A 20688-nucleotide genomic window follows, 5' to 3' on the forward strand; every position below is an offset into this window, starting at 1 on the left:
TGCCCCGCACAGCAGCAGATTCGAAGATTAAAGTCGAGGTTGGACGCATCCAAAAGACGACGTTGAAACTGAGGCAAAGGCGAAACATGACAGCGAAGAAGCCGACCATCATTTACACCCTGACCGACGAGGCGCCCATGCTGGCGACTCACGCGTTTCTGCCGGTCATACGTTCTTTCGCCAGCGCGGCCGAGATCAACGTCGAGTCGAGTGACATCTCCGTTGCCAACCGCATCCTCGCCGAGTTCCCCGATTACCTCAACGAAGACCAGCGAGTGACCGACAACCTCGCCGAGCTGGGCAAGCTGACGCAGCTGCCCGAGACCAACATCATCAAGCTGCCGAACATCAGCGCCTCGGTGCCGCAGTTGCTCGCTGCCGTCAAGGAACTGCAGGACAAGGGCTACGCGATCCCCGACTTCCCCGGCAATCCGAAGACCGACGAAGAGCGCGAGATCCGCGAAAGGTACACCAAGTGCCTCGGCAGCGCGGTCAATCCGGTTCTGCGCGAAGGTAACTCGGACCGTCGTGCTCCGAAGGCCGTGAAGGAATTCGCCCGCAAGCACCCGCACAGCATGACCGAGTGGTCGATGGCGTCGCGCACCCACGTCGCGCACATGCGCGAGGGCGATTTCTACCACGGTGAGAAGTCGACGGTCGTCGACGGTGATCGTGAGATCAAGATGGAGCTGCTGCCCGCCGACGGCGAGCCGATCGTGCTCAAGGAGTCGGTCTCGCTCACCGACGGTGACGTCATCGATTCCATGTTCATGAGCAAGAAGGCGCTCCTCGATTTCTACGAGCACGAGATGCAGGACGCCTACGACACCGGCGTCATGTTCTCCCTGCACGTCAAGGCGACGATGATGCGGGTATCGCACCCCATCGTGTTCGGCCACGCGGTGCGCGTGTTCTACAAGGACGCGTTCGCCAAGCACAACGAGCTCTTCGAGGAGCTGGGCGTCAACGTCAACAACGGCCTCTCGGACCTCTACACCAAGATCGAGACCCTCCCGGCGTCCAAGCGCGACGAGATCATCGAAGATCTGCACAAGTGTCACGAGACCCGTCCGGAGCTCGCGATGGTCGACTCCGCCCGCGGCATCTCGAACTTCCACTCGCCCAGCGACGTGATCGTCGACGCTTCCATGCCCGCGATGATTCGCGCCGGCGGCAAGATGTGGGGAGCGGACGGACGTCCGAAGGACACCAAGGCAGTCAACCCCGAGTCGACGTTCTCCCGGATCTACCAGGAGATGGTGAACTTCTGCAAGACCAACGGCCAGTTCGATCCCACGACGATGGGCACCGTTCCCAACGTCGGCCTGATGGCGCAGAAGGCCGAGGAGTACGGCTCGCACGACAAGACCTTCGAGGTACCGAAGGCGGGCGTAGCGAACATCACCGACAAGGCCACCGGCGAGGTGCTGCTGACGCAGACCGTCGAAGAGGGCGACATCTGGCGTCTGTGCATCGTCAAGGATGCCCCGATCCAGGACTGGGTCAAGCTCGCCGTGACGCGCGCGCGTGAATCCGGAATGCCGGTCGTCTTCTGGCTCGACCCGTACCGCCCGCACGAGAACGAGCTCATCGGCAAGGTGCGCAAGTACCTGAAGGATCACGACACCGAGGGCCTCGACATCCAGATCATGTCGCAGGTTCGCGCGATCCGGTACACGATGGAGCGTCTGGTCCGCGGACTCGACACCATCTCCGCGACCGGCAACATCCTGCGTGACTACCTCACCGACCTGTTCCCGATCCTCGAACTCGGCACCAGCGCCAAGATGCTCTCCATCGTTCCTCTGATGGCAGGCGGCGGACTGTACGAGACGGGTGCGGGCGGTTCGGCTCCCAAGCACGTCAAGCAGCTCATCGAGGAGAACCACCTGCGCTGGGATTCGCTCGGCGAGTTCCTGGCTCTGGCCGTGAGCCTCGAAGACCTTGGCATCAAGACCGGCGACGTCAAGGCGACCATCCTCGCCAAGGCACTCGACTCCGCCACCGGCAAGCTGCTCGAGAACAGCAAGGGCCCGTCGCGCTCGACCGGTGAACTCGACAACCGTGGCAGCCAGTTCTACCTTGCGCTCTACTGGGCACAGGAACTCGCCGAGCAGACCGAGGACGCCGAACTGGCCAAGCACTTCGCGGCACTGGCGAAGACGCTCGCGGAGAACGAGGAGAAAATCGTCTCCGAGCTCAACGAGGTCCAGGGCACCGCAGTCGACATCGGCGGCTACTACTACCCCGACCCCGAAGCCACCGCTGCAGTGATGCGTCCCTCGAAGACCTTCAACGAGGCTCTGGAGTCCGCGAAGCAGTAGTTTTCTCCGGCTCACCCCCTCATCGAATGAATGGTCCATTCACGCGCTCAGACGTTGTGAATGGACCATTCATTCGTTCTGGGGCGCACCAGCATTGGGGTTTACCGCCCACCCTGTTCGGATAAATGTGACTTTCACGCGCTCAGACGTGCGCCCGAGGCTGGATTCTCGGTTGTAACGGGTGCGGTTCGATGGAACCGACTGGGGTTGGCCGACGTCCAACTCCATGAGCGTCGATTTTCGGCAAGCAGCGGCGGCGCAGACGGGGGAGCACATGTCGGACGACACGAGGTCAGCGCCAGCGCTGGTGGTCGAGTTGCAGCAGATCGCTGAATATGCCACTTTCGTTCAGGCGACGGCCGTTGCGCTGTCGAGCGGAACGGCGAAGGCGGACCGTCAGATAGAGGGTCTGCTCGAGTCGTGGCGTGGGCCCGCCGCCACCGCATATTGGGAGGGGTGGAACGACTTTCACAGTGGCGCGGTTGCGGTCGCGGGAGCCTTGGCCAGAATGGGTGATCTGCTGAACGAGGCAGGCGTAGCGTATTCCGACACCGACCAGGCCAATGCGCGCACCCACAGCTCTTTGAATCTGTAGGCGCGCGAAGTGGGTCGTTTCGTGGTGAATTTTGCCGAGTTGGACAGTGCGTTGGCCGAGCTGGAAGCCTTTCTCGGTCTTGTCGAAGACAACCTCGAAGCAATCGAGGCGAGAACCGCCCAACATCAACAGCAATGGGAGGGTGCCGCGGCAGCGAATTACGACGTCGCGCAGCGTGTGTGGCGGGCCGGCGCAGCCGAAATGGCAGCGGGGCTGATGGAAATGAGGGGTGCCGCGGCCGCCGCGCGCCGCTCGTACTCCGAGGCATCGAACGCCAACCTGCGGTTGCTCGGACGCGGAACGACTGGATGAGCGATCTGGATCTCGATCCGCAGGACTACTACGACGTAGCTGATATCTGTGTCCGGGTAGCTGTCGAGTTTTTCGGTGCCGCCAACCAGCATCTCGATCAGCTGTACGGGTGTGGGAGCATGGCGGGCAGCTACGAGGAGGCCACGGAGTGGGCATCATCGTACGACGCTCGGGCCAACGAAATGGTGGACACGATCCGATTTCTGGCCGAAGCCATTCACCATTACGGCAACGTCGTCGCTCACCTCGGGTTCAACCACGCCATGGCCGACTACAACGCGGCCGTCGCGTCGGGCCAACAGTCCCAGTTCCCGCCGGATCCACCGTCGAGCCCGACGGCACCGATGTTCGTCTGCAAAGCTCCCGTTCCGTCCGCCGGCGGCGATGGTGGTCTCCTCGACAGTGGCCTCGGACTGGTGGAAAAGATCGGCATCATCGTCCCGGACGGAGATACCGACAAGCTTGAAATCGCGAGGTCTGCATGGGCCGCAATCGCAGCCGACGCCGCGTGTGCGGCAGTACCCGACGCGCTTGAACGAGCGGCGGCCACGTTCGATAGCGTCACCGCACCCGACGCGGTTTTCGTGGACGAGGACTTGCGCGAGTTGAAAGCTACGGCCGATGACGTCCTGAAAGCAGCCACCGAGCTCGCGGTGTCTTGTGAAGAGCACCGTGACGGTCTGAAAGAACTGCGCGGCGACCTGATGGGCGAATTGGAAGTTTTGCGCGATGATCTGCTGAAAGAGTTGGCGATAACCGCAGCTATCGGTGTCGCTGCCTCTTTCGTCACTTTCGGACTTGGTGCAATCGCCGCGTCTGCGAGGGCGGTCTCGATCGCCGCCCGGTTCGCTTCCCCGCTTCGGCGTGTGATCGATGTGTGGAAATCGGTCCGAAACCTTGGGAGAGGGGTGGAGCGTGAACGGGATCTCCAGCGGAGGCAGAAGGAGCTGAAAAGAATCAAGGACCTCGGTGACGAGAGCCCCTCGCTCAGTCCGGGTCCTGGGCTCAGCCCGGCAATCAAGAGGATCGATCCGGTCGATGTCACGTTTGATGCAGGTCAGATCGAGAAGAAGTTCAAGCACGCCGCTGACTTCGGCGTATCCGAACCGCGTGGCAGTGACGGCTTCCGGCATTTCACGGAGAGGGTGCGCGAGTTCATGGCGGATCCAAAAACCGAGCACATCTCCGGTACCTACAGGGGTGACGAAGTACTTCTGAGCGTAAACCGAGACACCAAGCTTATTGTGGTTCAAGGCACAGACGGAAGGTTCGTCAGTGGCTGGGAAATGAGTGAGGACCAGATGGCGTCGGTTCTCAGTGAGGGGAGACTGTACTGATGAGTGCTACCGGGAGGGCGGCCGAGCAGGCCCTGATTTTTATTCCCACTATCGAGGCTTTCGTAGATGGGAGTCACACCACCGATGTCTTCGAGAAGGAATATTTGAGGCTGGTGAAGCGGACTCCGGGGATACTCGAAAGGGAGGTGTCCGAGATCGTCAACGGTCTGTTCGGCGACGTGGACGCTTACGTCGCCGAGGACAGGTTGCGTGGCGATGACGATCTGGACGCAGGACAATTGCTTGTCTGTGCGACTGGGGCGTTGGAAAAACTTCGTCAGTTGAGTCGAGATGGATAGTGTCGATCTCTCGTTGATCCGCGTTCGCAAGTCAGGAATGCGCTCTGATATGAAAATCGTGAGGGGGTGATGACGGAGCATCAGAGATCGGTCGAAGCAATGGTGAGCCAATACAGGGGGCTGATCGCGAACTTTGCACAAGGAAGAATTTCGGCAGATGATTTCGAGACCGATTTTATTCGCATCTTCACCAACGATAAAAGTCAAGTGCCGGGTAGCGAGTTCATAGTTCTCGACAAGCTATTTTTCGGTGTAGATGATTACGTTTCGGATCCGGAGCTGCGCGACTGCCCGGGTGATCTTTCGGCTGGACAGCTCAGGGAACGTGCGGCGGCCACCTTTTCGGAACTGTTCGGTCTCGAGTGAAACAGCTCTTGGACGCTTGGTGAGCGCTGCCATGTCAATTCTGTTGGCGCTTGTCAAGCGCCCGAGGCTTGGCGCAGGGGGGTCTGTGAATAGCAGCCGGCTGAAAGGACCGGTGTGAATGGACCATTCATTCGTTCAGGGCGACCTGCGCACTGGGCAGCGCCGGCAGTGCCACCGGATACAACTGGAAGCTTCCGCTCATTCCTTTGAGTTCGACGTCTCGCGGAGTACCGAGAGTCAGATCATGCGCCGCGCCGATGGCATTCCGCACCGGTTCACTGACCAGAATTTCGCCGCCGTCGGCCTGTCCCGCGACGCGTGCCGCCATGGCGACGTTGAGTCCGAACAGGTCGTCGCCTCGACGTACCGAGCTGCCGACGTGCACGCCCATGCGGACGCGGATGCGGTCCCAGCGATCGGGGTTCTGCAGCAGCGCTTCCTGCACCTTCACTCCGCAGCGCACCGCCTGGGCCGGGTCGGAGAAGGCGATCATGTAACCGTCGCCCTGGCTCTTCACCACATGACCGCCGTGGTCGTCGACGTGTTTGCGGATCAACTTGTTGTGTTTCTCGAGCAGCTTCACCCAGCCGCGGTCGCCGAGTTCCTCGTTGCGTGCGGTCGACCCCTCGATGTCGGAGAACATCACCACGATGTCCCCGTCGGCGGTCATGCGGGCCAGGTCGGGGCGCTCTACTTTCGCCCAGCCCGCGAGGTCCTCGACGGAGTTGCGGACCGTTGCGCCGAAGCCCTTGGTGATGAGTAAGTCCGTGGTGTGGAAGGCGGTTCTGATCGCGAAGGGCACCAGGCCGCGTCGCTTACGACGTTGTTGCGATTCGAGTGCACGGTCGAGTGCGCGACGTGTGTGCTTCAACTTTCGACGCGACACGATCAAGACCACACCGAGAGCGATGATGGCGGCGAGCTCGACTCCGGCAACTATCCACAGGATCACGTCGCTCATCCTTGCCTGTCGACGGTGCTTGTGGTTGCACAACCGACGGTGAACTGCCGTCGATAGGCCGTCGGGGTCACGGCGAAGGCCGAGCGAAAGTTCTGGCGCAGGGTGACGGCGCTGCCGAAGCCGCACGCATCGGCGATCTTGTCGATGCTGTGATCGGTTGTTTCGAGGAGGCTTCGGGCCTCGTTCAGCCTCTTGTCGAGGACCCATCGAGCCGGGGTGGCGCCGGTCTCGAGCTGAAATTGCCGAATGAAGCTGCGTCGGCTCATGCGTGCGTGTTCGGCCAGTCGCTCGATGGGCAACGGCTCGCCCAGTCGCTCCAGCGCCCAGGTCAGCACGTCGGCGATGGCGGTGTCTTCCGGAGTCTCCGTGACCGGACGCTCGATGTACTGCGCCTGGCCACCGTCGCGATGAGGTGCGACCACCAGACTCCGCGCCACCCGCGTCGCCGCCGCCGAGCCGAGGTGTTTGCGCACGATGTGCAGGCAGGAATCGATCGACGACGCCGTTCCTGCAGACGTCATGACGTCGCCGTGGTCGATGTAGAGCACCGACTCGTCGAGTCCTTTCTGCGAGTTGCGTTCTCGCAGTTCGGGCATCTTCGTCCAATGTGTGACGGCCGGGCGTCCGCCAAGCAGGCCGGTGTCTGCGATGGCGAACGAACCGAGGCACAGGCCGGCGATCTCGGCACCACGTGCATGCGCATCTCGCAGTTTCGTCGACAGTGCGTTGTCGATGCGCGGCAACGATTCCGGCCACGACGTCACGATGACGATGTCGGCCCAGTCGACGGTATCGGGGCCAGCGATGTCGCCGACCGGAAAGCCCTCCTCGGTGCGGATCGACCCGGCTTCGTCCGACCACACCCGCGTCTCCCAATCCGGGGCGAGTCCGAGTCGAGTCACCTCGCCGAACACCATCAACGGCGCGGCGAGGTGGAACATCGTGATGCCGTCGAACGCGTAGAGCGCGATCCGCATGGCGTCTCCGATCTCGAAGGTTGGCGCAAATACATCGAAAGTATGCATCCGTGCCACTCGTGGATGCAAGGCCGACACCGCAGGATGAGAAGCGACCGAGATCGCCAGTCGAAGGAGAACACCATGACCGCACCGCGTAGAGCCTTGATCGTCATCGACGTCCAGCAGGAGTACTTCGAGGGTGTGCTGCAGATTCAGTACCCGCCTCGAGACGAATCGTTGGCCAACATCGTCCGGGCGATCGAAGCCGCTGCGGCGCAGGATCTTCCCGTTGCGATCGTGCAGCACGAGATGCCAGACGGTGCACCCGCGTTCGTGAAGGGCACCCCGACCTACGAACTGCACCCCCACATTCAGGCGCTCGTGCAGCCGTCCTTCGAGCGAGTCGAGAAGAAGTACAGCAGCGTGTTCGCCGGGACCGGCGTCGCGAAGTGGTTGCAGAGCAACAATGTCGACACCGTCACGATCGTCGGATACATGACCAACAACTGCGATCTCGCCTCCAGCGCCGACGCCGAGGTGCTGGACCTGAACGTCGAGATTCTGTCCGACGCCACCGGCGCGATCAATCTCTCGAACGAGGCGGGCACCGTCTCAGCGGAGCAACTGCACAAGGCGTTGATGGTGCTCCTGCAATCGAACTTCGCAGCAGTGGCGTCCACCGATCAGTGGGTCGACGCAGTCAAGAACGGAAACGGGCTCACTGCAAACAATCTGGTGGTCTCGGCGGCTCAGGGCAACGACGCGGTGGGTACCTCCTGAGTCCACGACAGGCGGTCTGAGTTCCACCGAATCGGGTGTCCGTCGTCAGTCGATTATCTTCGCCGCCCGAGCTGCACGAACCCAATCCGGGAATTCGCTGAGGATTCGTTCGTACAGCTCGGCGTCGGAGACTTTGTCGATGTCGTCGAGCGCGAAGAACCCGGCGTTGTCGATGAGTCGGCCTTCCATGGTGTCCAGCTTTTCGAGGACGCCGTAGTTCGCTTTGCCGACACCGATGAACTGCCAGAAGATGGGCGCGCTGGACGCCGTCCGCATGAAGCTCGCGATCGGCCCGCGTTTGGTGAAGCCACCGTCGGTGAAGAACAGCACCAACGTGGGCTGACGCGAGGCGACCGTAGACAGGATCTGATTCATGATCGGCAGTTCGTCGTTGGTGCCGCCGATCGACGAGTAGTCGATGCCGCCATGGTGGCCGTACAGGTGGAGGTAGGTGTCGGCCCAGGAATCGGTGTCGGCGACGGTGATGACTGGCAGTTGCGCGTACCACGAGCCGTAGAGGTAGGGTTCGAGCTCGCCGTCGTCGTCGAGCTGGGTCGCAACCGGAACCATTCGTTCGACAACTCTGTGCACTACGCGCGTCGTGTACTGCTTGCTCATACTGCCGGTTTTGTCGATGACAAGAATGATTCGAGCCCGCAGTCCCACAGCATCTTTCGTCAACAACACCTTGTGTACATGCTTCTTGCGAAGATCGAGCTTCTCGCGTTTGACCATCGAGAGCTTTTCCTCGCCCGCCACGGAGCGCACTGTCGGGGTCTCGGTGTCATCGACGTCGACCCCGTGTTCGCGGACGAGATCGGCAAAGCCCGCGTCCCAGCCGGCGCTCACATTGCGCACCTTCCAGTCGCCGCCGCGGCGATAGATTTCGACCAGAACTGCTGCAGTTTCCGTCGTCAAACCCGATGCTGGACTGACGATGTCGCTCGACCTTACGGTCATTCCGGCGCGAGTCGACAGTGCGCTCTCCGATGCAACCGCGACGACGATGGCGTCGACGTCGGTAGGTACGAGACGCAGGTCGATGCTCAACGACCGCGTCGATGACAGCCGGACCGCGCCCTCGGGCGACGATGGCTGATTGAAGAACACGAAGTCGTCGTCGTTGCGTACTTTTCGACTCGTGTTCACTTGGAACGCAAGTAGGTCGACACCGTTGGCATCGTCCACGGTGACCTCGAATGCTCGTGCCTCGATCAGGGCATTCCCGCCTTTTGTCAGGGTCGTCATGGTGTCCTTTCGGTGTCGCCGGAACACATGAGGCCAGCGTAGTGGCGACTCGAATTGGTGTAAGAGCTGGTGCGAGAGGCGCGTCCTGAAATGTATGTCCGACCGTCGTCGCCGAGTGGGAGATCCCAACGAGCTGCCATTTACACCAGGTGGGTTGGTAATTGTCCCTGCGCAGAGCAACGACGCTGTCGCCGAGTTTGTCATTACTATGGCGAGTGTGACGGCACGCGCGATAACCGACCAGACGCTCGGTGCGTGGGTGATCAAGTGCAATCCGCAGAAGACCGATCTCGCACCGATGGTCGAAGAAGGACGTGCGCACGAGCACTGGTGCGTCGCGGACAACTATCGGAGTCGACTGATGGCACCCGGGCAACCCGTGTTGTTCTGGGTCAGTGCCCATGCCCGACGCGGAGTCTGGGGCGCAGGCAAGTTGACCGGCACCCCGGTCCCGGGTCCGCAGTGGAAAATTTCGACGGACATCGCCCTGTTCGATGAGCCGATCCTCGCATCGAGCATTCAGTCCATCGCAGCACTGTCGACACTCGAGGTGTTCCGATCGCCGCAGCAATCGAATCCGTCCTGGGTCGACGTGTCCGCGTGGGCAGTGATCCGGCAAATGCTGCCTCCCGAATGATGTGATGGCGGTATGACACTGGAGGACGAGCCGACACTGCACGGAATGTTGGACGTGGGGGACGGGCAGCGCATTTACTGGGAGCAGTGGGGCCCCTCCGACGGAGTCCCGGCGGTGTACCTGCACGGCGGTCCGGGCGGGACTCTGAACGCGAGCCAGTTTCGTCGTCACTTCGACCTCTCGAAAGTTCGCGCAGTCGGATTCGAGCAACGCGGGTGCGGACGGTCCACTCCGCACGCGTCCGATCCCTCGACGTCGTTGTCCACCAACACCACTGCCCATCTGATTGCCGACATCGAAGCCCTGCGCGTGCACCTCGGTGTCGACGCCTGGATCGTCAACGGTGTGTCGTGGGGATCCACCCTCGCCGTCGCATACGCCCTCGCACACCCGGCGCGTGTTCTCGGCGTCGTTCTGTTCGCCGTCACCACGACCGGTCGTGAGGAGGTCGATTGGATCACCGAGGGCGTCGGCGCGATCTTCCCCGAAGCGTGGGATCGTTTCGCTACCTTCGCCGAGCAGGCCGGCGTCGGCTATCGCCGCGGACACGGACGAATAGTCGACGCCTACGCCCAACTACTGAACTCGAACGATCTTGTGTTGCGGGACAGCGTATCTCGGGAATGGGCATTGTGGGAAGCTGTTCACATCTCGATCGGTACCGGAGGTATCAGGCGCGATCCCAGGTGGGACGATGACCGGTTCCGCCTTGCCTTCGTCCGACTGACCACGCATTACTGGTCACACGACGGGTTTTGCGATCCGCCTCTGCTCGACCGCGCCGCAGGTCTGCGCAATATCCCGGGCGTCCTGATCCATGGCAGACGTGACGTGTCCGGACCCGCCGTCACCGCGTGGCGTCTGCACCGGGAGTGGCCCGGATCGACACTTCTCGTCGACGAGGGTGAAGGGCACGGTGGCAGGTCCATGGCCGCGCAGTGGGACGCAGCGAACGAGGAACTAGTTGACGGTGCCTCGAAGTGACCGGATGGTGCATGATCGAGGGGTGACTTCCTTCCCGATCATCGACCTCACTCCCGACGAGCTGCTGACCACGACGCGCACCGTCCGTAAGCGTCTCGATCTGACGCGACCGGTTCCGATGGAGCTGATCAAGGAATGTCTCGAGATCGCTCTGCAGGCACCGTCCGGCTCGAACAAGCAGGGGTGGCAATGGATCGTCGTCACCGATCCGGATCTCCGTGCCCGCATCGGTGCGATCTACGGCGAACTGTTCAGCGCGTATCAGGCGTCGAAGCATTCCGCTTCGGCGCTGTTCGCCGACGACCCGGAACGTGCCTCGGTGCAGAAGCGCGTCGGCGACAGTGCCGGCTGGCTCGGCGAGCACATGGGTGAGGTTCCGGTTCTGCTGATTCCGTGCATCCAGGCCGGCAAGACGCTCCCGGCCGGTAATCAGGCCGGTCTGTGGGGCTCGCTTCTGCCCGCGGTGTGGAACTACGCCCTGGCTGCACGGGCGCGCGGTCTCGGAACGGCCTGGACCACAATACATCTCGCGAAGGAAGCCGAGATCTCCGAACTGCTCGGCATTCCCGAGGACTTCCATCAGGGTGCGCTGATTCCAACGGCGTACTACACGGGGGAGACGTTCAAGGTCGCTCCGCGGGATCCGATCGAGACGGTGCTGCACGTCGATCGCTGGTAGTTCGTAGCCGGGCAGGGCACGGCGAAGGCCTGGGCGCGAACACGCACCGACGGTCGCGAAGTACCGCCTCTGTGTAGCGTGGTTGCGATAATGCTGGAGAGCGAATGACAATCGATCCGATGGGTGCCGGGGTAGCCGCATTCGTCGATCCGAGTGCAGACATGCTGCGGGATCAGTGGCTGTCGGTGATAGCTCGCAAGGCGGTTCCACAGGGCGTGCGGCAGGTGAATTTCGTTCCTTGCGAGGTGGTTCTGTGCCACTGTGCTTCGCTGCTGATGGATCACAGCAAATACGGCAGCTCGACTGCGCACAAGGCAGAGTTTCCGGTGCAGCACCTGGCCCGATTGTTCAAACGACCCCCGACATCGATCATTGCGAAGATGGCAAATCTGGACGGAACCCGCAGCAACGGCGGAAAGTACGAACTCGAGGTTGCGGCACGTCTGGGCGATGTCAAACTTCTGCAGGGAATCTATCTCCGAATTCTCGATGCTGCACGCAGCCTTGGTATCGACCGCGATCAGTTGCCGGACTTCCTCGGGCTCGAGGACGGTGAGCAGTTCGAGCTCGAAGGGCAGTACGAGCTGGATTCCAGCGATGTCGAGTCCTCGCTCGTCGATGCGTTGGAAAAATGGGCTCGCGAGCGCGCTGACGTGCCGATCGCAACGACGGAGAGAATGCTGATTTCGGCGGTACGCGTGGGGCAGCACCGCTTTGCGCAGTCGGTGTTGCGAAATCATCAGCACCGCTGTGTGTTCTGCGGCATGAGCGGTGTGATCGGCGGAAAGCGTCGGCCGCGGTTGCTGGCGGCGAGCCATATCAAGCCGTGGCGAGACAGCACGAACAAAGAACGTCTCGATAGACGCAACGGTCTCACCGCGTGCCCAACCCATGACGTCGCTTTCGACACCGGACTCATCACGGTGAACAAGGATCTCAGTGTCAGTTATGCGCCTGGGATCGAGAACGACGTGAAGGTGTCACAGCCCCTGCGTCATGCGCTGGGAAAGCCCCCTCTGCACGAGAAGCTCATTCTCGGTAAAGAGTCGGTAGCTCCTGAGGTGTCGTACCTGACCTGGCATCGGGAGAACGTCTTCGTCTCGCTGTAGAAAATGACGCAGCTATTACCTGGGCAGCCCCATCTTGTATTGCAAGGCGTAGGCCAGCTTGCCTGGCTTGTCGTCCGAGTACGGGGCCGACAGCTTTCCGAATTCACCCTTGGTGGCTGCCTTACCGTCGTTCCATGCGTCCAGTGCGCCGAGTTCCGCTGCGGTGCGGCCACTGTCGATCACCGCGTCTTTCGGTGCGGCGACCTGGGCGCGCGAGACCGACTCGACGGTGCTCAGGTAGCTCGTGATGTTGTTGCTGTCCCAGCCGCTGATGTCGACGGCACCGGAGTCGCGGACCCATGCACCCCAATAGAATTCCTGGAACGGGATGGTTCCGGGGGTGAAGCCGATGTCGCGGGCGAAGTAGGTCAGGCTGCGGTACCTGTCGTTCTGGAACTTGGCGAGGCCGACTCCCGATGGGAGTTGCTCCACAGGAACCTCGTTGCCGTCGACGTCGTAGTTCCACACCCACTTCTCGGCTTTCATCCGCGCCCAGAAGTCGGCAGTGCTCAGATCACTGAGGTTCGCGACCACCCGCAGTCGGAGATGCAGATTCGGTCCACCGTCGGCCGTTTCGTAGAACGAGGTGAGCGTGTGGTGTCCGTCGGTCAGGTACGGCACGCCGCCCGGGCCGATGACGACGGTCTTCATGGGCGCGATGGTGTCGGGCGTTTCCTGGCCGACGGGCACAGTGCAGGTGAATGACGACGGATTGTCCAGTCGCGCATCGGGCAACGCGGACGCGGCCTCTTCCTGGCCGTTGGCCTCGCACCAGTCGTCGAACTTCTTGTTGATCTCGTCCTTGCCGAGCGTGTATCGACCGAGCTTGTAGTACACCTCGTCGTACCCGAGTGACGGTTGTGTCGCGCGCACCTCACCGATCGGCAGATCGAGAAGCTCACCGGCTTCGGCACATTGGTAACCGAGCCCCGAAGACGATCCGGAGGGGAGCAGGTCCGCGACCTGACACAACGGCGACGCTGTCCGTGCCGGCGCGGCAGTGGCAACGCCGCCCATCGACGCGGAGACGACAGAGACCAGTGCGAGTGTGCCCAGTAGGGCAGCTCTACGAAGCGAGGCCATTCGTGCAACTCCTATGAGTTCGAGTGAAGATCCCCGGAGACTGCCGCACTCCGGTCACCGGCCGATGTCGCGGAACCGAACCAGAGATGGTCCGGAGATGAACGCGCCACGTCGCGTACGCAGCCCTGGGATGGTGGTGTCAGAACTCGGCTTCAGGGTGCCGCGGTGGCGAGAACGCCACTATGGCTGCGGCGATGGCGAATACGACGATGACGCCGATCAGGGTCGGTCGTTCACCGATCACGCTGACCAACAGGCCCGCGATCACGGCACCGAGGGCGGCCATGGTGCGGTTGACGGAGCGCCTGGCAGCGTTGACGCGCCCGAGTAGCTCATCCGGGGTGAGCGCTTGCCAGTACCCCATCTCGTTCGCGTTCTCCGCGCCCGCCGCCAGACCTTGTAGGCCCAAGGCTGCGAAGAGCAAGACATGGCCGACCGCTGTGTCGGTTGCGAAGGCCACGAGAATCCAGGCGAGGGGATAGAGCGTGCGGGCGAGGATGACTGCTCGACCCGAGCCGATTCGCTTGCCGAGCGTGTGGGCAATGGACGCTCCGAGCAGGCTGGCGGCACCGAATGTCGTCAGCAGCAATCCGTAGTTGTAGGCGCCGAACCCGAGCGAGCGGAGCGCGAAGAGCGACAGCACGGTCAATGCGGCTCCGTTGGCGAGGAACCACACGTGTGTCGAGACAGCGAGCGGGTTGAGCGTGCGGTGACGATACGTGAACTTCAGACCGTCACGTACTTCGCCGATCAGGTTGCGGGCGTGAGCAGTAGGTCGAGGCTCGTCCACATCGAGGCTGTGATTGAGCGCTGCGTCGACGACATAGCTGATGGCATCGACGGCAATCACCAGGGGCGCGCCGAGCACTCCTACGAGTCCGCCTCCGATCGTCGGCCCCAATGTTGTTGCGGCCGCATCGGCTTGGTCGAGTCGAGCATTCGCCTGCACCAGTTGACTGCGTGGCACCAACCGGGGCAGCAACGACTGCGTCGCAGCGAATCCGAACACCGAGAAGGATCCGAACAAGAGCAATACGACGATCAGTACCCAGATGTGAAGCAGGCCTGCGAGCCACAGCAGCGGCACAGCGCCGAGCGTCACTGCGCGGCCGACACTGGCCCACACCAGAATCGGCTTGCGACGCCACCGATCGACGTACACCCCGGCGACCAACCCCAGTACCGCATAGGGGATGAACTGTGCAGCGTTCACCACCCCGACCTCTAAGGGTGTCGCGTCCAGAAGCTGCACAACCAAGATGGGCATCGCAACCGCTGTCACCGACGAGCCGGCCGAGCTGATCACTGCGGCCGTCAGAAACCGGCGAAACGACGAACGACTGCCCGGCGTCGAGACGTCACTCACGGGTTCTGCTCACGATGCCTCCGCACGACCGACTCAGCGATCCTCGCGCAACATCGCGTAGACGAGGGTGTCGGTCCATTCACCCTTGCACCACCAGTTCTGGCGGAAATGCGCTTCCTGACGCATCCCGACCCGCGCCGCCAACCGGGCCGACGCGTCGTTGCGGCCGTCCAGCTGTGCGCTGATCCGGTGGATTTGGGGTAGCAAGAACACGTGCTCGACCAACGCGTTCACCGCCTCGGTGGCGTATCCGCGGCCCGCGACGTCGGGGGAGAACGTCCACCCGAGCTCGACGAGAGCCGGGGAACCGTCGACCAACCAGGCCTCGACGTTGCCCACCACCGTTCCCTCGTGTTCGACGACCATCGAGAGCGCCTGGGTGTGCAGTCCTGATCGCTTCATCCGTTTGCCCACCGCCGCAACGGCATCTGCGTGTGTCCACGCTTCGTGCAGCAGGTAGCGGCAGACTTCCGGGTCGCTGTAGTACGCGAGAATCCGGTCTGCGTCGTCGGGTTCGTACAGACGGAGGGTCAGGCGCTCGGTGTGGATGGGCTCGACAGTCATAAGGCCGATTCTGCCCGACTTGCATTCACGCTGATTCGAACCCTGGTCGTAGACCCCGGTGTGATCGAAGGTGAGTAGTCGAACCTGTTCACACTCAACCGGAAGGCCTGTACCCATGGTCATGACGTCGTACGCCGCTCCCGCGGGACCCGTGGACACGCGCGTCGGCGATGCTTCCGACATCGGCTCCACACCCGTCTCGCCAAAAGATTCTGCGTGGCAGCGGTACCGATGGACGGTGCTGCGCGCCCTGTCACCCGTCGTCCTCCTCGTCCTGTGGCAGATTGCCAGTGCTGCCGGAGTCCTCTCCGAACGAGTGTTGCCTGCTCCGTCGCTGATATTCGACGCGGGTCTGGAGTTGCTGCGCAACGGTGAATTGGCCGACGCCCTGGCCATTTCGGGAACCCGCGTTGTCCAGGGCCTCGTACTGGGCGGGGTGATCGGGGTGGCGCTCGGAGCGCTCGTCGGACTGTCCAAGCTCGCCGAGGCAACAGTCGATCCGCCGCTGCAGATGCTGCGCGCTCTCCCGCACCTCGGCCTCATCCCGCTCTTCATCCTGTGGTTCGGGATCGGCGAGACTCCCAAGATCCTGCTGGTTGCTCTCGGAGTCGCATTTCCGCTGTACCTCAACACGTTCTCGGCAATCCGTCAGATCGATCGCGACTTCCTCGACACGGCCGTCGTACTCGGTTTCTCGTGGCGTCAGCGGTTCACCACCATCATCCTGCCCAGCATCGCCCCGCAACTGCTGGTGGGACTGAGGCAGTCGCTGGCCATCGCGTGGTTGTCGCTGATCGTGGCCGAGCAGATCAATGCCGAATCCGGGCTCGGCTACATCATCAACAATGCGCGAGATTTCCTGCGTGTGGACACCATCATCTTCGGACTCGTCGTCTACGCGCTGATGGGAATCGCCACCGACGGCATCGTGCGAATCCTCGAAAAGCGATCCCTCCGTTACCGATTGGATGCCTGATTCATGACTTCGACGACGACTTCGGTCGCCACCCTGCACGGCATCGACAAGTTCTACGGATCCAGCCACGTGTTGAAGGGCATCGACCTGTCCATCGAACGCGGTGAGATCGTGTCGCTGGTCGGACGATCCGGTTCCGGCAAGTCGACGATCCTGCGCGTTCTTGCCGGGCTGTCGACGGACCACACGGGTGAGCGGCACGTCGCCGGGAATCCCGCTGTGGCCTTCCAGGAACCGCGGCTGTTTCCGTGGCGGTCGGTTCGCCAGAATGTGTCCTACGGTCTCAACACCGCAGGCGTCACCGGCAGCGACGCGCTGACCGCGGCAGATGCGACCCTCGACGAAGTCGGGCTCGCGGACAAGCGAGACGCATGGCCGATGACGTTGTCCGGTGGGCAAGCTCAGCGCGCCGCGCTGGCTCGGGCGTTGGTGGGGGAGCCCGAACTGCTCCTCCTCGACGAACCGTTCGGCGCGCTCGACGCACTCACACGACTGACCATGCAGTCCCTCCTGCTCGATCTGTGGGGACGACACGGCTTCGGCATTCTGCTGGTCACCCACGACGTCGACGAGGCAATCGCGTTGGGGGACAGGGTGGTGGTGCTCGAGGGGGGTGCCGTGGCCGAGACCGTCACCGTCGACCTGCCTCGTCCCCGCGACCGGGGAACAGCTGGATTCTCTCGCATTCGCACTCACTTGCTCGGTGCCCTCGGCGTCCACTGAGTAGTCAATTCCTCCCATAAGAAGGATCTTTCACGCATGTCGTCACACGCTCGTTCCCGATCGCTGCGCGCAGTCGGGATACTCGCTGCCCTGTCTTTGACGGTCGTTGGACTCACCGGTTGTGTCTCCCGTGGCAGCGACACCACAGCCACCGCAGCGCCCGAACTCGTCTCCAACGACCAACTCGCCACGGTCACCCTCGACGTCGGCGACCAGAAGGGCGGCACCGAGGCACTGCTTCGTGCATCGGGTGAGCTCGACTCTGCGCCCTACGATGTCGCGTTCTCCACCTTCACTTCCGGTCCGCCTCAGGTGGAGGCCGCAACGGCAGGGCAGATCGACTTCGCGGTCACGGGCAACACGCCTCCGGTGTTCGGTGTGGCAGCCAACGCGCGCATCAAGGTGGTCTCCGCCTACACCAACGATGCGAGTGGCGATCAGATTCTCGTGCCTGCCGATTCGACTCTCGTATCGTTCGCAGGCCTGCGGGGCAAGAAGATCGCAGTGGGCAAGGGAAGTTCGGCGCACGGCCATGTGCTGCTGCAGTTGCAGAAGGCCGGCTTGACCGCCGACGATGTTCAGCTGGTGTTCCTCCAGCCCGCCGATGCGTTGACGGCATTCACCTCGGGTGAGGTCGATGCCTGGGCGATCTGGGATCCGTTCACCGCGATCGCGCAGGTCCAGAACGGCTCGAAGACACTGACCACCGCCGAGGGTGTGGCCAACGGTTACGGCTTCGGCATCGCGTCGCAGCAGGCCCTGGACGATCCTGCGAAGAACACGGCGTTGCAGGACTTCGTGATTCGTCTGGCCAATGCGTCCGCATGGGCGGCCGCCAATCCGGCCGAGTGGGCAGCGGAGTACTCGACGGCCGTCGGGATCGATCCGGCTGCGGGTGAATTGGCGCAGGGGCGAAGTCAGCGACCCGCAATTACATTGGACGACAATGTGATCGAGTCCGAGCAGGCGCTCTTCGATGTATTCGTCGAGAGCGGAAGTATCCCCGGCGGCAACGCGTTCGCAGACTTTGTCGACACGCGCTACAACGACGCCATCGCCGACGCGACTGCCTCGACCAACTGATCACCGACCACGTCGTAGGAGTTTCACTCGTGACCGCACGTATTTTTTGGTTCCTTCCCACCGCAGGCGACGGCCGCTCCATCGTCGGCGCGTCCCACGCATCTGGCAATCTCCGCGAACCCACCGGGTTTCGTCGCCCATCGCTGCGCTACCTCACCGAGGTCGCTCAGGCCGCGGACCGGCTCGACTTCGAGGGCGTGCTGACCCCGACGGGAACGTGGTGCGAGGACGCATGGCTGACCACGGCGGCGTTGCTGCAGAGCACCCGACGGCTGAAGTTCCTCGTCGCATTCCGCCCCGGTCTCACGCCGCCCACGTTGGCGGCGCAGCAGGCCGCGACGTTGCAGCGGTTCTCGGAAGGGCGAGTGTTGTTCAACATCGTCACCGGGGGCGACGACGTCGAACAGCGCCGTTTCGGGGACTGGATCGACCACGATCAGCGATACGCTCGCACCGACGAGTTTCTCGAACTCGTACAACGCATATGGACCGAGACCTCGGTGGACCACGAGGGTGAGTTCTTCAAGGTTACCGATGCGCGGGTGTCGGAAGCGCCGGATCCGGTGCCCGAGTTCTGGTTCGGCGGCTCCTCCGAGCCGGCTCTGGCCGTCGCCGCCAAGCGGGTGCAGACGTACCTGACGTGGGGCGAACCGCCGGCCGATGCTCGCGCCAAGATCGAGAAAGTGCAGGCGCTCGCGGACGCCGAGGGCCGCAAGCTCACCTATGGCATTCGCCTGCACACCATCAGCCGCGACACGTCCGAAGAGGCCTGGGCCGTCGCACAGAAGCTCCTCGACGAGCTCCCCGAGGAGCAGGTGTCGGCGGCACACGCGCTGCACTCGTCCTCGCAGTCCGAGGGACAGCGTCGAATGGCCGCATTGCACGGTGGCAGCAAGGATTCGCTCGAGATCTACCCGAACCTGTGGGCCGGTGTCGGACTCGTTCGCGGCGGCGCGGGAACGGCGTTGGTCGGCTCACACGAGGAGGTCGCGAACCTGATCGGCGAATACCACGACGCCGGGTTCGACGAGTTCATCCTCTCGGGCTACCCCCATTTGGAAGAGGCGTACCACTTCGCGGAGGGAGTGCGTCCCATCCTCGACGCGCGCGGAATCACCTTTCCCGCCAGATAGGTTCGCGCGCCATCGCCGGTTTCGACATCGCCTGCTGGATCGACAGTGCGACTTCGGAGACCGACCACCACCGCTGCCCCGATCACGCCGGTGGCCCTCCCGTACTCTGAACATGCGCACTACGAGAGACGAGATGGCATGAAAGCACTGGTATTCCGCGAGTACGGCGGCCCCGAAGTCCTCAAGATCGAGGAGCTTCCGGACCCGAATCCGGGATTCGGTGAAGTGGTGGTCGATCTGAAGGCGACCGCGCTCAACCACGTCGACATCGATGTGCGCGAGGGCGTCTCGCGCTTCGACTTCGCGATGCCTCACACCTTGGGCCTGGAGGGTGCCGGCGTTATCTCCTTGGTCGGCGACGGTGTGGACCCTGCTCGGATCGGTGAGCGCGTAGCCGTCTCGTACATTCGCACCTGCGGCCACTGCGAGTGGTGTCAACGGGGCATGGAGAACATCTGCGTCAACCGCAAACTGCTCGGCGAGCACATACCGGGCACGTACGCGCAGAAGATCCTGACACCCGCCGACCATTGCCTGACACTTCCCGACACCGTCGACTTCGGTGAGGCGGCGGCCTCACTCAGTGCATTCGGCACCGCCTGGCACGCACTCATGAGCCGCGCCGAGGTGAAGCTGGGAGAGACCGTGCTGATCCATTCGATCGGGGGTGGCGTCGCATCGGCTGCACTCCAGATCTGCAAGGCTGCCGGCGCGACCGTGATCGGTACAGCCAGCCGAGACGACAAGTTGGCTCAGGCGACCGCTGACGGTGCCGATCACGTCATCAATTACACGACAACCAATGTGCGCAACGTCGTCGACGAGATCACCGGGGGCCGAGGGGTCGAGCTGGTCTTCGACGGCGTAGGAGGGACAGCCTTCACCGAGTCGATGTTCATGCTGCGCCCGTACGGCCGTCTGGTGTCGATCGGTGCTCATGCGGGAGAGGTCGTCGAGTTCGACATCGTCGAGTTCTTCCGCCGCCAGATCTCCTACATCTCTTCGCATACCCAGACGCGCGACGAGATGCGTACTGTGCTCGATCTCGTCGGCAAGGGGGTGTTGCGCCCGCGTATCAACTCGCGTTATGCCCTGGATCGCGCCGGGGAGGCTCACGAGGAGCTGGCTGCGCGTACCGCCTACGGGAAGATCATCCTCGACATCGATTGA

22 protein-coding genes are annotated in these 20688 nt (G+C 62.7%); 16 read left to right on the plus strand and 6 right to left on the minus strand.

Features of this window, described 5'->3' with window-relative positions:
- Positions 1-86 precede the first annotated feature (86 nt).
- The 6 genes from CH271_RS21740 (at position 87) to CH271_RS21765 (ending at position 5233) form a co-directional block, all read left to right on the plus strand.
- Complete coding sequence (locus tag CH271_RS21740) at positions 87-2324, plus strand: NADP-dependent isocitrate dehydrogenase (RefSeq protein ID WP_037190794.1); 2238 nt, start codon at positions 87-89, stop codon at positions 2322-2324.
- A gap of 226 nt (positions 2325-2550) precedes the next feature.
- Positions 2551-2919 carry a WXG100 family type VII secretion target gene (locus CH271_RS21745; protein ID WP_094634781.1) on the plus strand — a complete coding sequence of 123 codons (369 nt, stop codon included), beginning with the start codon at positions 2551-2553 and terminating at the stop codon, positions 2917-2919.
- A 21-nt stretch (positions 2920-2940) separates the two neighbouring features.
- A complete protein-coding gene (locus CH271_RS21750) occupies positions 2941-3231 on the plus strand; it encodes a WXG100 family type VII secretion target (RefSeq protein WP_179277878.1) in 291 nt (96 codons plus the stop codon).
- On the plus strand, positions 3228-4568 hold the full coding sequence (locus CH271_RS21755) for a colicin D domain-containing protein (protein WP_094634783.1): 1341 nt from the start codon (positions 3228-3230) through the stop codon (positions 4566-4568). Before CH271_RS21750 ends, CH271_RS21755 begins: the two co-directional genes overlap by 4 nt.
- Positions 4568-4867 (plus strand): colicin immunity domain-containing protein, encoded by a 300-nt coding sequence (locus CH271_RS21760; RefSeq protein WP_094634784.1) that lies wholly within the window; start codon positions 4568-4570, stop codon positions 4865-4867. The genes CH271_RS21755 and CH271_RS21760 overlap by 1 nt, the downstream gene beginning before the upstream one ends.
- A 69-nt stretch (positions 4868-4936) precedes the next feature.
- On the plus strand, positions 4937-5233 hold the full coding sequence (locus tag CH271_RS21765; RefSeq protein ID WP_094634785.1) for a colicin immunity domain-containing protein: 297 nt from the start codon (positions 4937-4939) through the stop codon (positions 5231-5233).
- Positions 5234-5360: 127 nt separating this feature from the next.
- Here CH271_RS21765 and CH271_RS21770 read toward each other — a convergent pair whose 3' ends face one another.
- Positions 5361-6194 carry an adenylate/guanylate cyclase domain-containing protein gene (locus tag CH271_RS21770; RefSeq protein ID WP_179274732.1) on the minus strand — a complete coding sequence of 278 codons (834 nt, stop codon included), beginning with the start codon at positions 6192-6194 and terminating at the stop codon, positions 5361-5363.
- Positions 6191-7171, minus strand: a complete 981-nt coding sequence (locus tag CH271_RS21775; RefSeq protein ID WP_094634786.1) for a GlxA family transcriptional regulator — start codon at positions 7169-7171, stop codon at positions 6191-6193. Before CH271_RS21775 ends, CH271_RS21770 begins: the two co-directional genes overlap by 4 nt.
- A gap of 123 nt (positions 7172-7294) precedes the next feature.
- Here CH271_RS21775 and CH271_RS21780 point away from each other — a divergent pair, with 123 nt between their 5' ends.
- Complete coding sequence (locus tag CH271_RS21780; protein WP_094634916.1) at positions 7295-7933, plus strand: isochorismatase family protein; 639 nt, start codon at positions 7295-7297, stop codon at positions 7931-7933.
- 45 nt (positions 7934-7978) lie between these two features.
- On the opposite strand, the gene CH271_RS21785 is transcribed toward CH271_RS21780, so the two are convergent.
- Positions 7979-9181: a vWA domain-containing protein gene (locus CH271_RS21785; protein ID WP_094634917.1), complete on the minus strand. Its 1203-nt coding sequence runs from the start codon at positions 9179-9181 to the stop codon at positions 7979-7981.
- A 217-nt stretch (positions 9182-9398) separates the two neighbouring features.
- Between CH271_RS21785 and CH271_RS21790 the strand changes: the two genes are divergently transcribed.
- The 4 genes from CH271_RS21790 to CH271_RS21805 all read left to right on the plus strand — a co-directional run bounded on the left by CH271_RS21790 (position 9399) and on the right by CH271_RS21805 (position 12590).
- Positions 9399-9818, plus strand: a complete 420-nt coding sequence (locus CH271_RS21790; RefSeq protein WP_256986491.1) for an EVE domain-containing protein — start codon at positions 9399-9401, stop codon at positions 9816-9818.
- 12 nt (positions 9819-9830) lie between these two features.
- On the plus strand, positions 9831-10802 hold the full coding sequence (locus CH271_RS21795) for an alpha/beta fold hydrolase (RefSeq protein WP_094634787.1): 972 nt from the start codon (positions 9831-9833) through the stop codon (positions 10800-10802).
- A gap of 22 nt (positions 10803-10824) precedes the next feature.
- Entirely contained in the window at positions 10825-11481 is a 657-nt protein-coding gene (locus CH271_RS21800; protein ID WP_094634919.1) for a nitroreductase family protein, read from the plus strand.
- Positions 11482-11585: 104 nt separating this feature from the next.
- Entirely contained in the window at positions 11586-12590 is a 1005-nt protein-coding gene (locus CH271_RS21805; protein WP_094634788.1) for an HNH endonuclease, read from the plus strand.
- Positions 12591-12605: 15 nt separating this feature from the next.
- Here CH271_RS21805 and CH271_RS21810 read toward each other — a convergent pair whose 3' ends face one another.
- From CH271_RS21810 to CH271_RS21820, 3 genes are all read right to left on the minus strand, one after another.
- A complete protein-coding gene (locus tag CH271_RS21810) occupies positions 12606-13673 on the minus strand; it encodes a ParB/Srx family N-terminal domain-containing protein (protein WP_094634789.1) in 1068 nt (355 codons plus the stop codon).
- A gap of 139 nt (positions 13674-13812) precedes the next feature.
- Positions 13813-15039: an MFS transporter gene (locus tag CH271_RS21815; protein ID WP_094634790.1), complete on the minus strand. Its 1227-nt coding sequence runs from the start codon at positions 15037-15039 to the stop codon at positions 13813-13815.
- Positions 15040-15072: 33 nt separating this feature from the next.
- Complete coding sequence (locus CH271_RS21820; protein ID WP_094634920.1) at positions 15073-15603, minus strand: GNAT family N-acetyltransferase; 531 nt, start codon at positions 15601-15603, stop codon at positions 15073-15075.
- 121 nt (positions 15604-15724) lie between these two features.
- Between CH271_RS21820 and CH271_RS21825 the strand changes: the two genes are divergently transcribed.
- The 5 genes from CH271_RS21825 to CH271_RS21845 all read left to right on the plus strand — a co-directional run bounded on the left by CH271_RS21825 (position 15725) and on the right by CH271_RS21845 (position 20688).
- A complete protein-coding gene (locus tag CH271_RS21825; protein ID WP_094634921.1) occupies positions 15725-16579 on the plus strand; it encodes an ABC transporter permease in 855 nt (284 codons plus the stop codon).
- A 3-nt stretch (positions 16580-16582) separates the two neighbouring features.
- Complete coding sequence (locus CH271_RS21830) at positions 16583-17302, plus strand: ABC transporter ATP-binding protein (protein ID WP_094634791.1); 720 nt, start codon at positions 16583-16585, stop codon at positions 17300-17302.
- Positions 17303-17338: 36 nt separating this feature from the next.
- The gene (locus CH271_RS21835) at positions 17339-18385 is read left to right on the plus strand and encodes an ABC transporter substrate-binding protein (protein ID WP_094634792.1); all 1047 of its coding nucleotides are present in this window, start codon (positions 17339-17341) and stop codon (positions 18383-18385) included.
- Positions 18386-18414: 29 nt separating this feature from the next.
- A complete protein-coding gene (locus tag CH271_RS21840; RefSeq protein WP_094634793.1) occupies positions 18415-19518 on the plus strand; it encodes an LLM class flavin-dependent oxidoreductase in 1104 nt (367 codons plus the stop codon).
- 138 nt (positions 19519-19656) lie between these two features.
- On the plus strand, positions 19657-20688 hold the full coding sequence (locus CH271_RS21845) for a zinc-binding dehydrogenase (RefSeq protein ID WP_094634794.1): 1032 nt from the start codon (positions 19657-19659) through the stop codon (positions 20686-20688).

The sequence above is a fragment of the Rhodococcus sp. 05-340-2 genome (assembly GCF_002258915.1).
Lineage (GTDB): Bacteria > Actinomycetota > Actinomycetes > Mycobacteriales > Mycobacteriaceae > Rhodococcoides.

What these genes read in the sequence shown, in the direction of transcription:
- CH271_RS21745 (WP_094634781.1), top strand. Translation starts at nt 2,551, where the DNA reads ATGAGCGTCGATTTTCGGCAAGCAGCGGCGGCGCAGACGGGGGAGCAC.
- CH271_RS21825 (WP_094634921.1), top strand. Translation starts at nt 15,725, where the DNA reads ATGACGTCGTACGCCGCTCCCGCGGGACCCGTGGACACGCGCGTCGGC.
- CH271_RS21845 (WP_094634794.1), top strand. Translation starts at nt 19,657, where the DNA reads ATGAAAGCACTGGTATTCCGCGAGTACGGCGGCCCCGAAGTCCTCAAG.
- CH271_RS21805 (WP_094634788.1), top strand. Translation starts at nt 11,586, where the DNA reads ATGACAATCGATCCGATGGGTGCCGGGGTAGCCGCATTCGTCGATCCG.
- CH271_RS21835 (WP_094634792.1), top strand. Translation starts at nt 17,339, where the DNA reads ATGTCGTCACACGCTCGTTCCCGATCGCTGCGCGCAGTCGGGATACTC.
- CH271_RS21775 (WP_094634786.1), bottom strand. Translation starts at nt 7,171, where the DNA reads ATGCGGATCGCGCTCTACGCGTTCGACGGCATCACGATGTTCCACCTC.
- CH271_RS21795 (WP_094634787.1), top strand. Translation starts at nt 9,831, where the DNA reads ATGACACTGGAGGACGAGCCGACACTGCACGGAATGTTGGACGTGGGG.
- CH271_RS21740 (WP_037190794.1), top strand. Translation starts at nt 87, where the DNA reads ATGACAGCGAAGAAGCCGACCATCATTTACACCCTGACCGACGAGGCG.
- CH271_RS21765 (WP_094634785.1), top strand. Translation starts at nt 4,937, where the DNA reads ATGACGGAGCATCAGAGATCGGTCGAAGCAATGGTGAGCCAATACAGG.
- CH271_RS21830 (WP_094634791.1), top strand. Translation starts at nt 16,583, where the DNA reads ATGACTTCGACGACGACTTCGGTCGCCACCCTGCACGGCATCGACAAG.
- CH271_RS21770 (WP_179274732.1), bottom strand. Translation starts at nt 6,194, where the DNA reads ATGAGCGACGTGATCCTGTGGATAGTTGCCGGAGTCGAGCTCGCCGCC.
- CH271_RS21785 (WP_094634917.1), bottom strand. Translation starts at nt 9,181, where the DNA reads ATGACGACCCTGACAAAAGGCGGGAATGCCCTGATCGAGGCACGAGCA.
- CH271_RS21780 (WP_094634916.1), top strand. Translation starts at nt 7,295, where the DNA reads ATGACCGCACCGCGTAGAGCCTTGATCGTCATCGACGTCCAGCAGGAG.
- CH271_RS21760 (WP_094634784.1), top strand. Translation starts at nt 4,568, where the DNA reads ATGAGTGCTACCGGGAGGGCGGCCGAGCAGGCCCTGATTTTTATTCCC.
- CH271_RS21810 (WP_094634789.1), bottom strand. Translation starts at nt 13,673, where the DNA reads ATGGCCTCGCTTCGTAGAGCTGCCCTACTGGGCACACTCGCACTGGTC.
- CH271_RS21755 (WP_094634783.1), top strand. Translation starts at nt 3,228, where the DNA reads ATGAGCGATCTGGATCTCGATCCGCAGGACTACTACGACGTAGCTGAT.
- CH271_RS21820 (WP_094634920.1), bottom strand. Translation starts at nt 15,603, where the DNA reads ATGACTGTCGAGCCCATCCACACCGAGCGCCTGACCCTCCGTCTGTAC.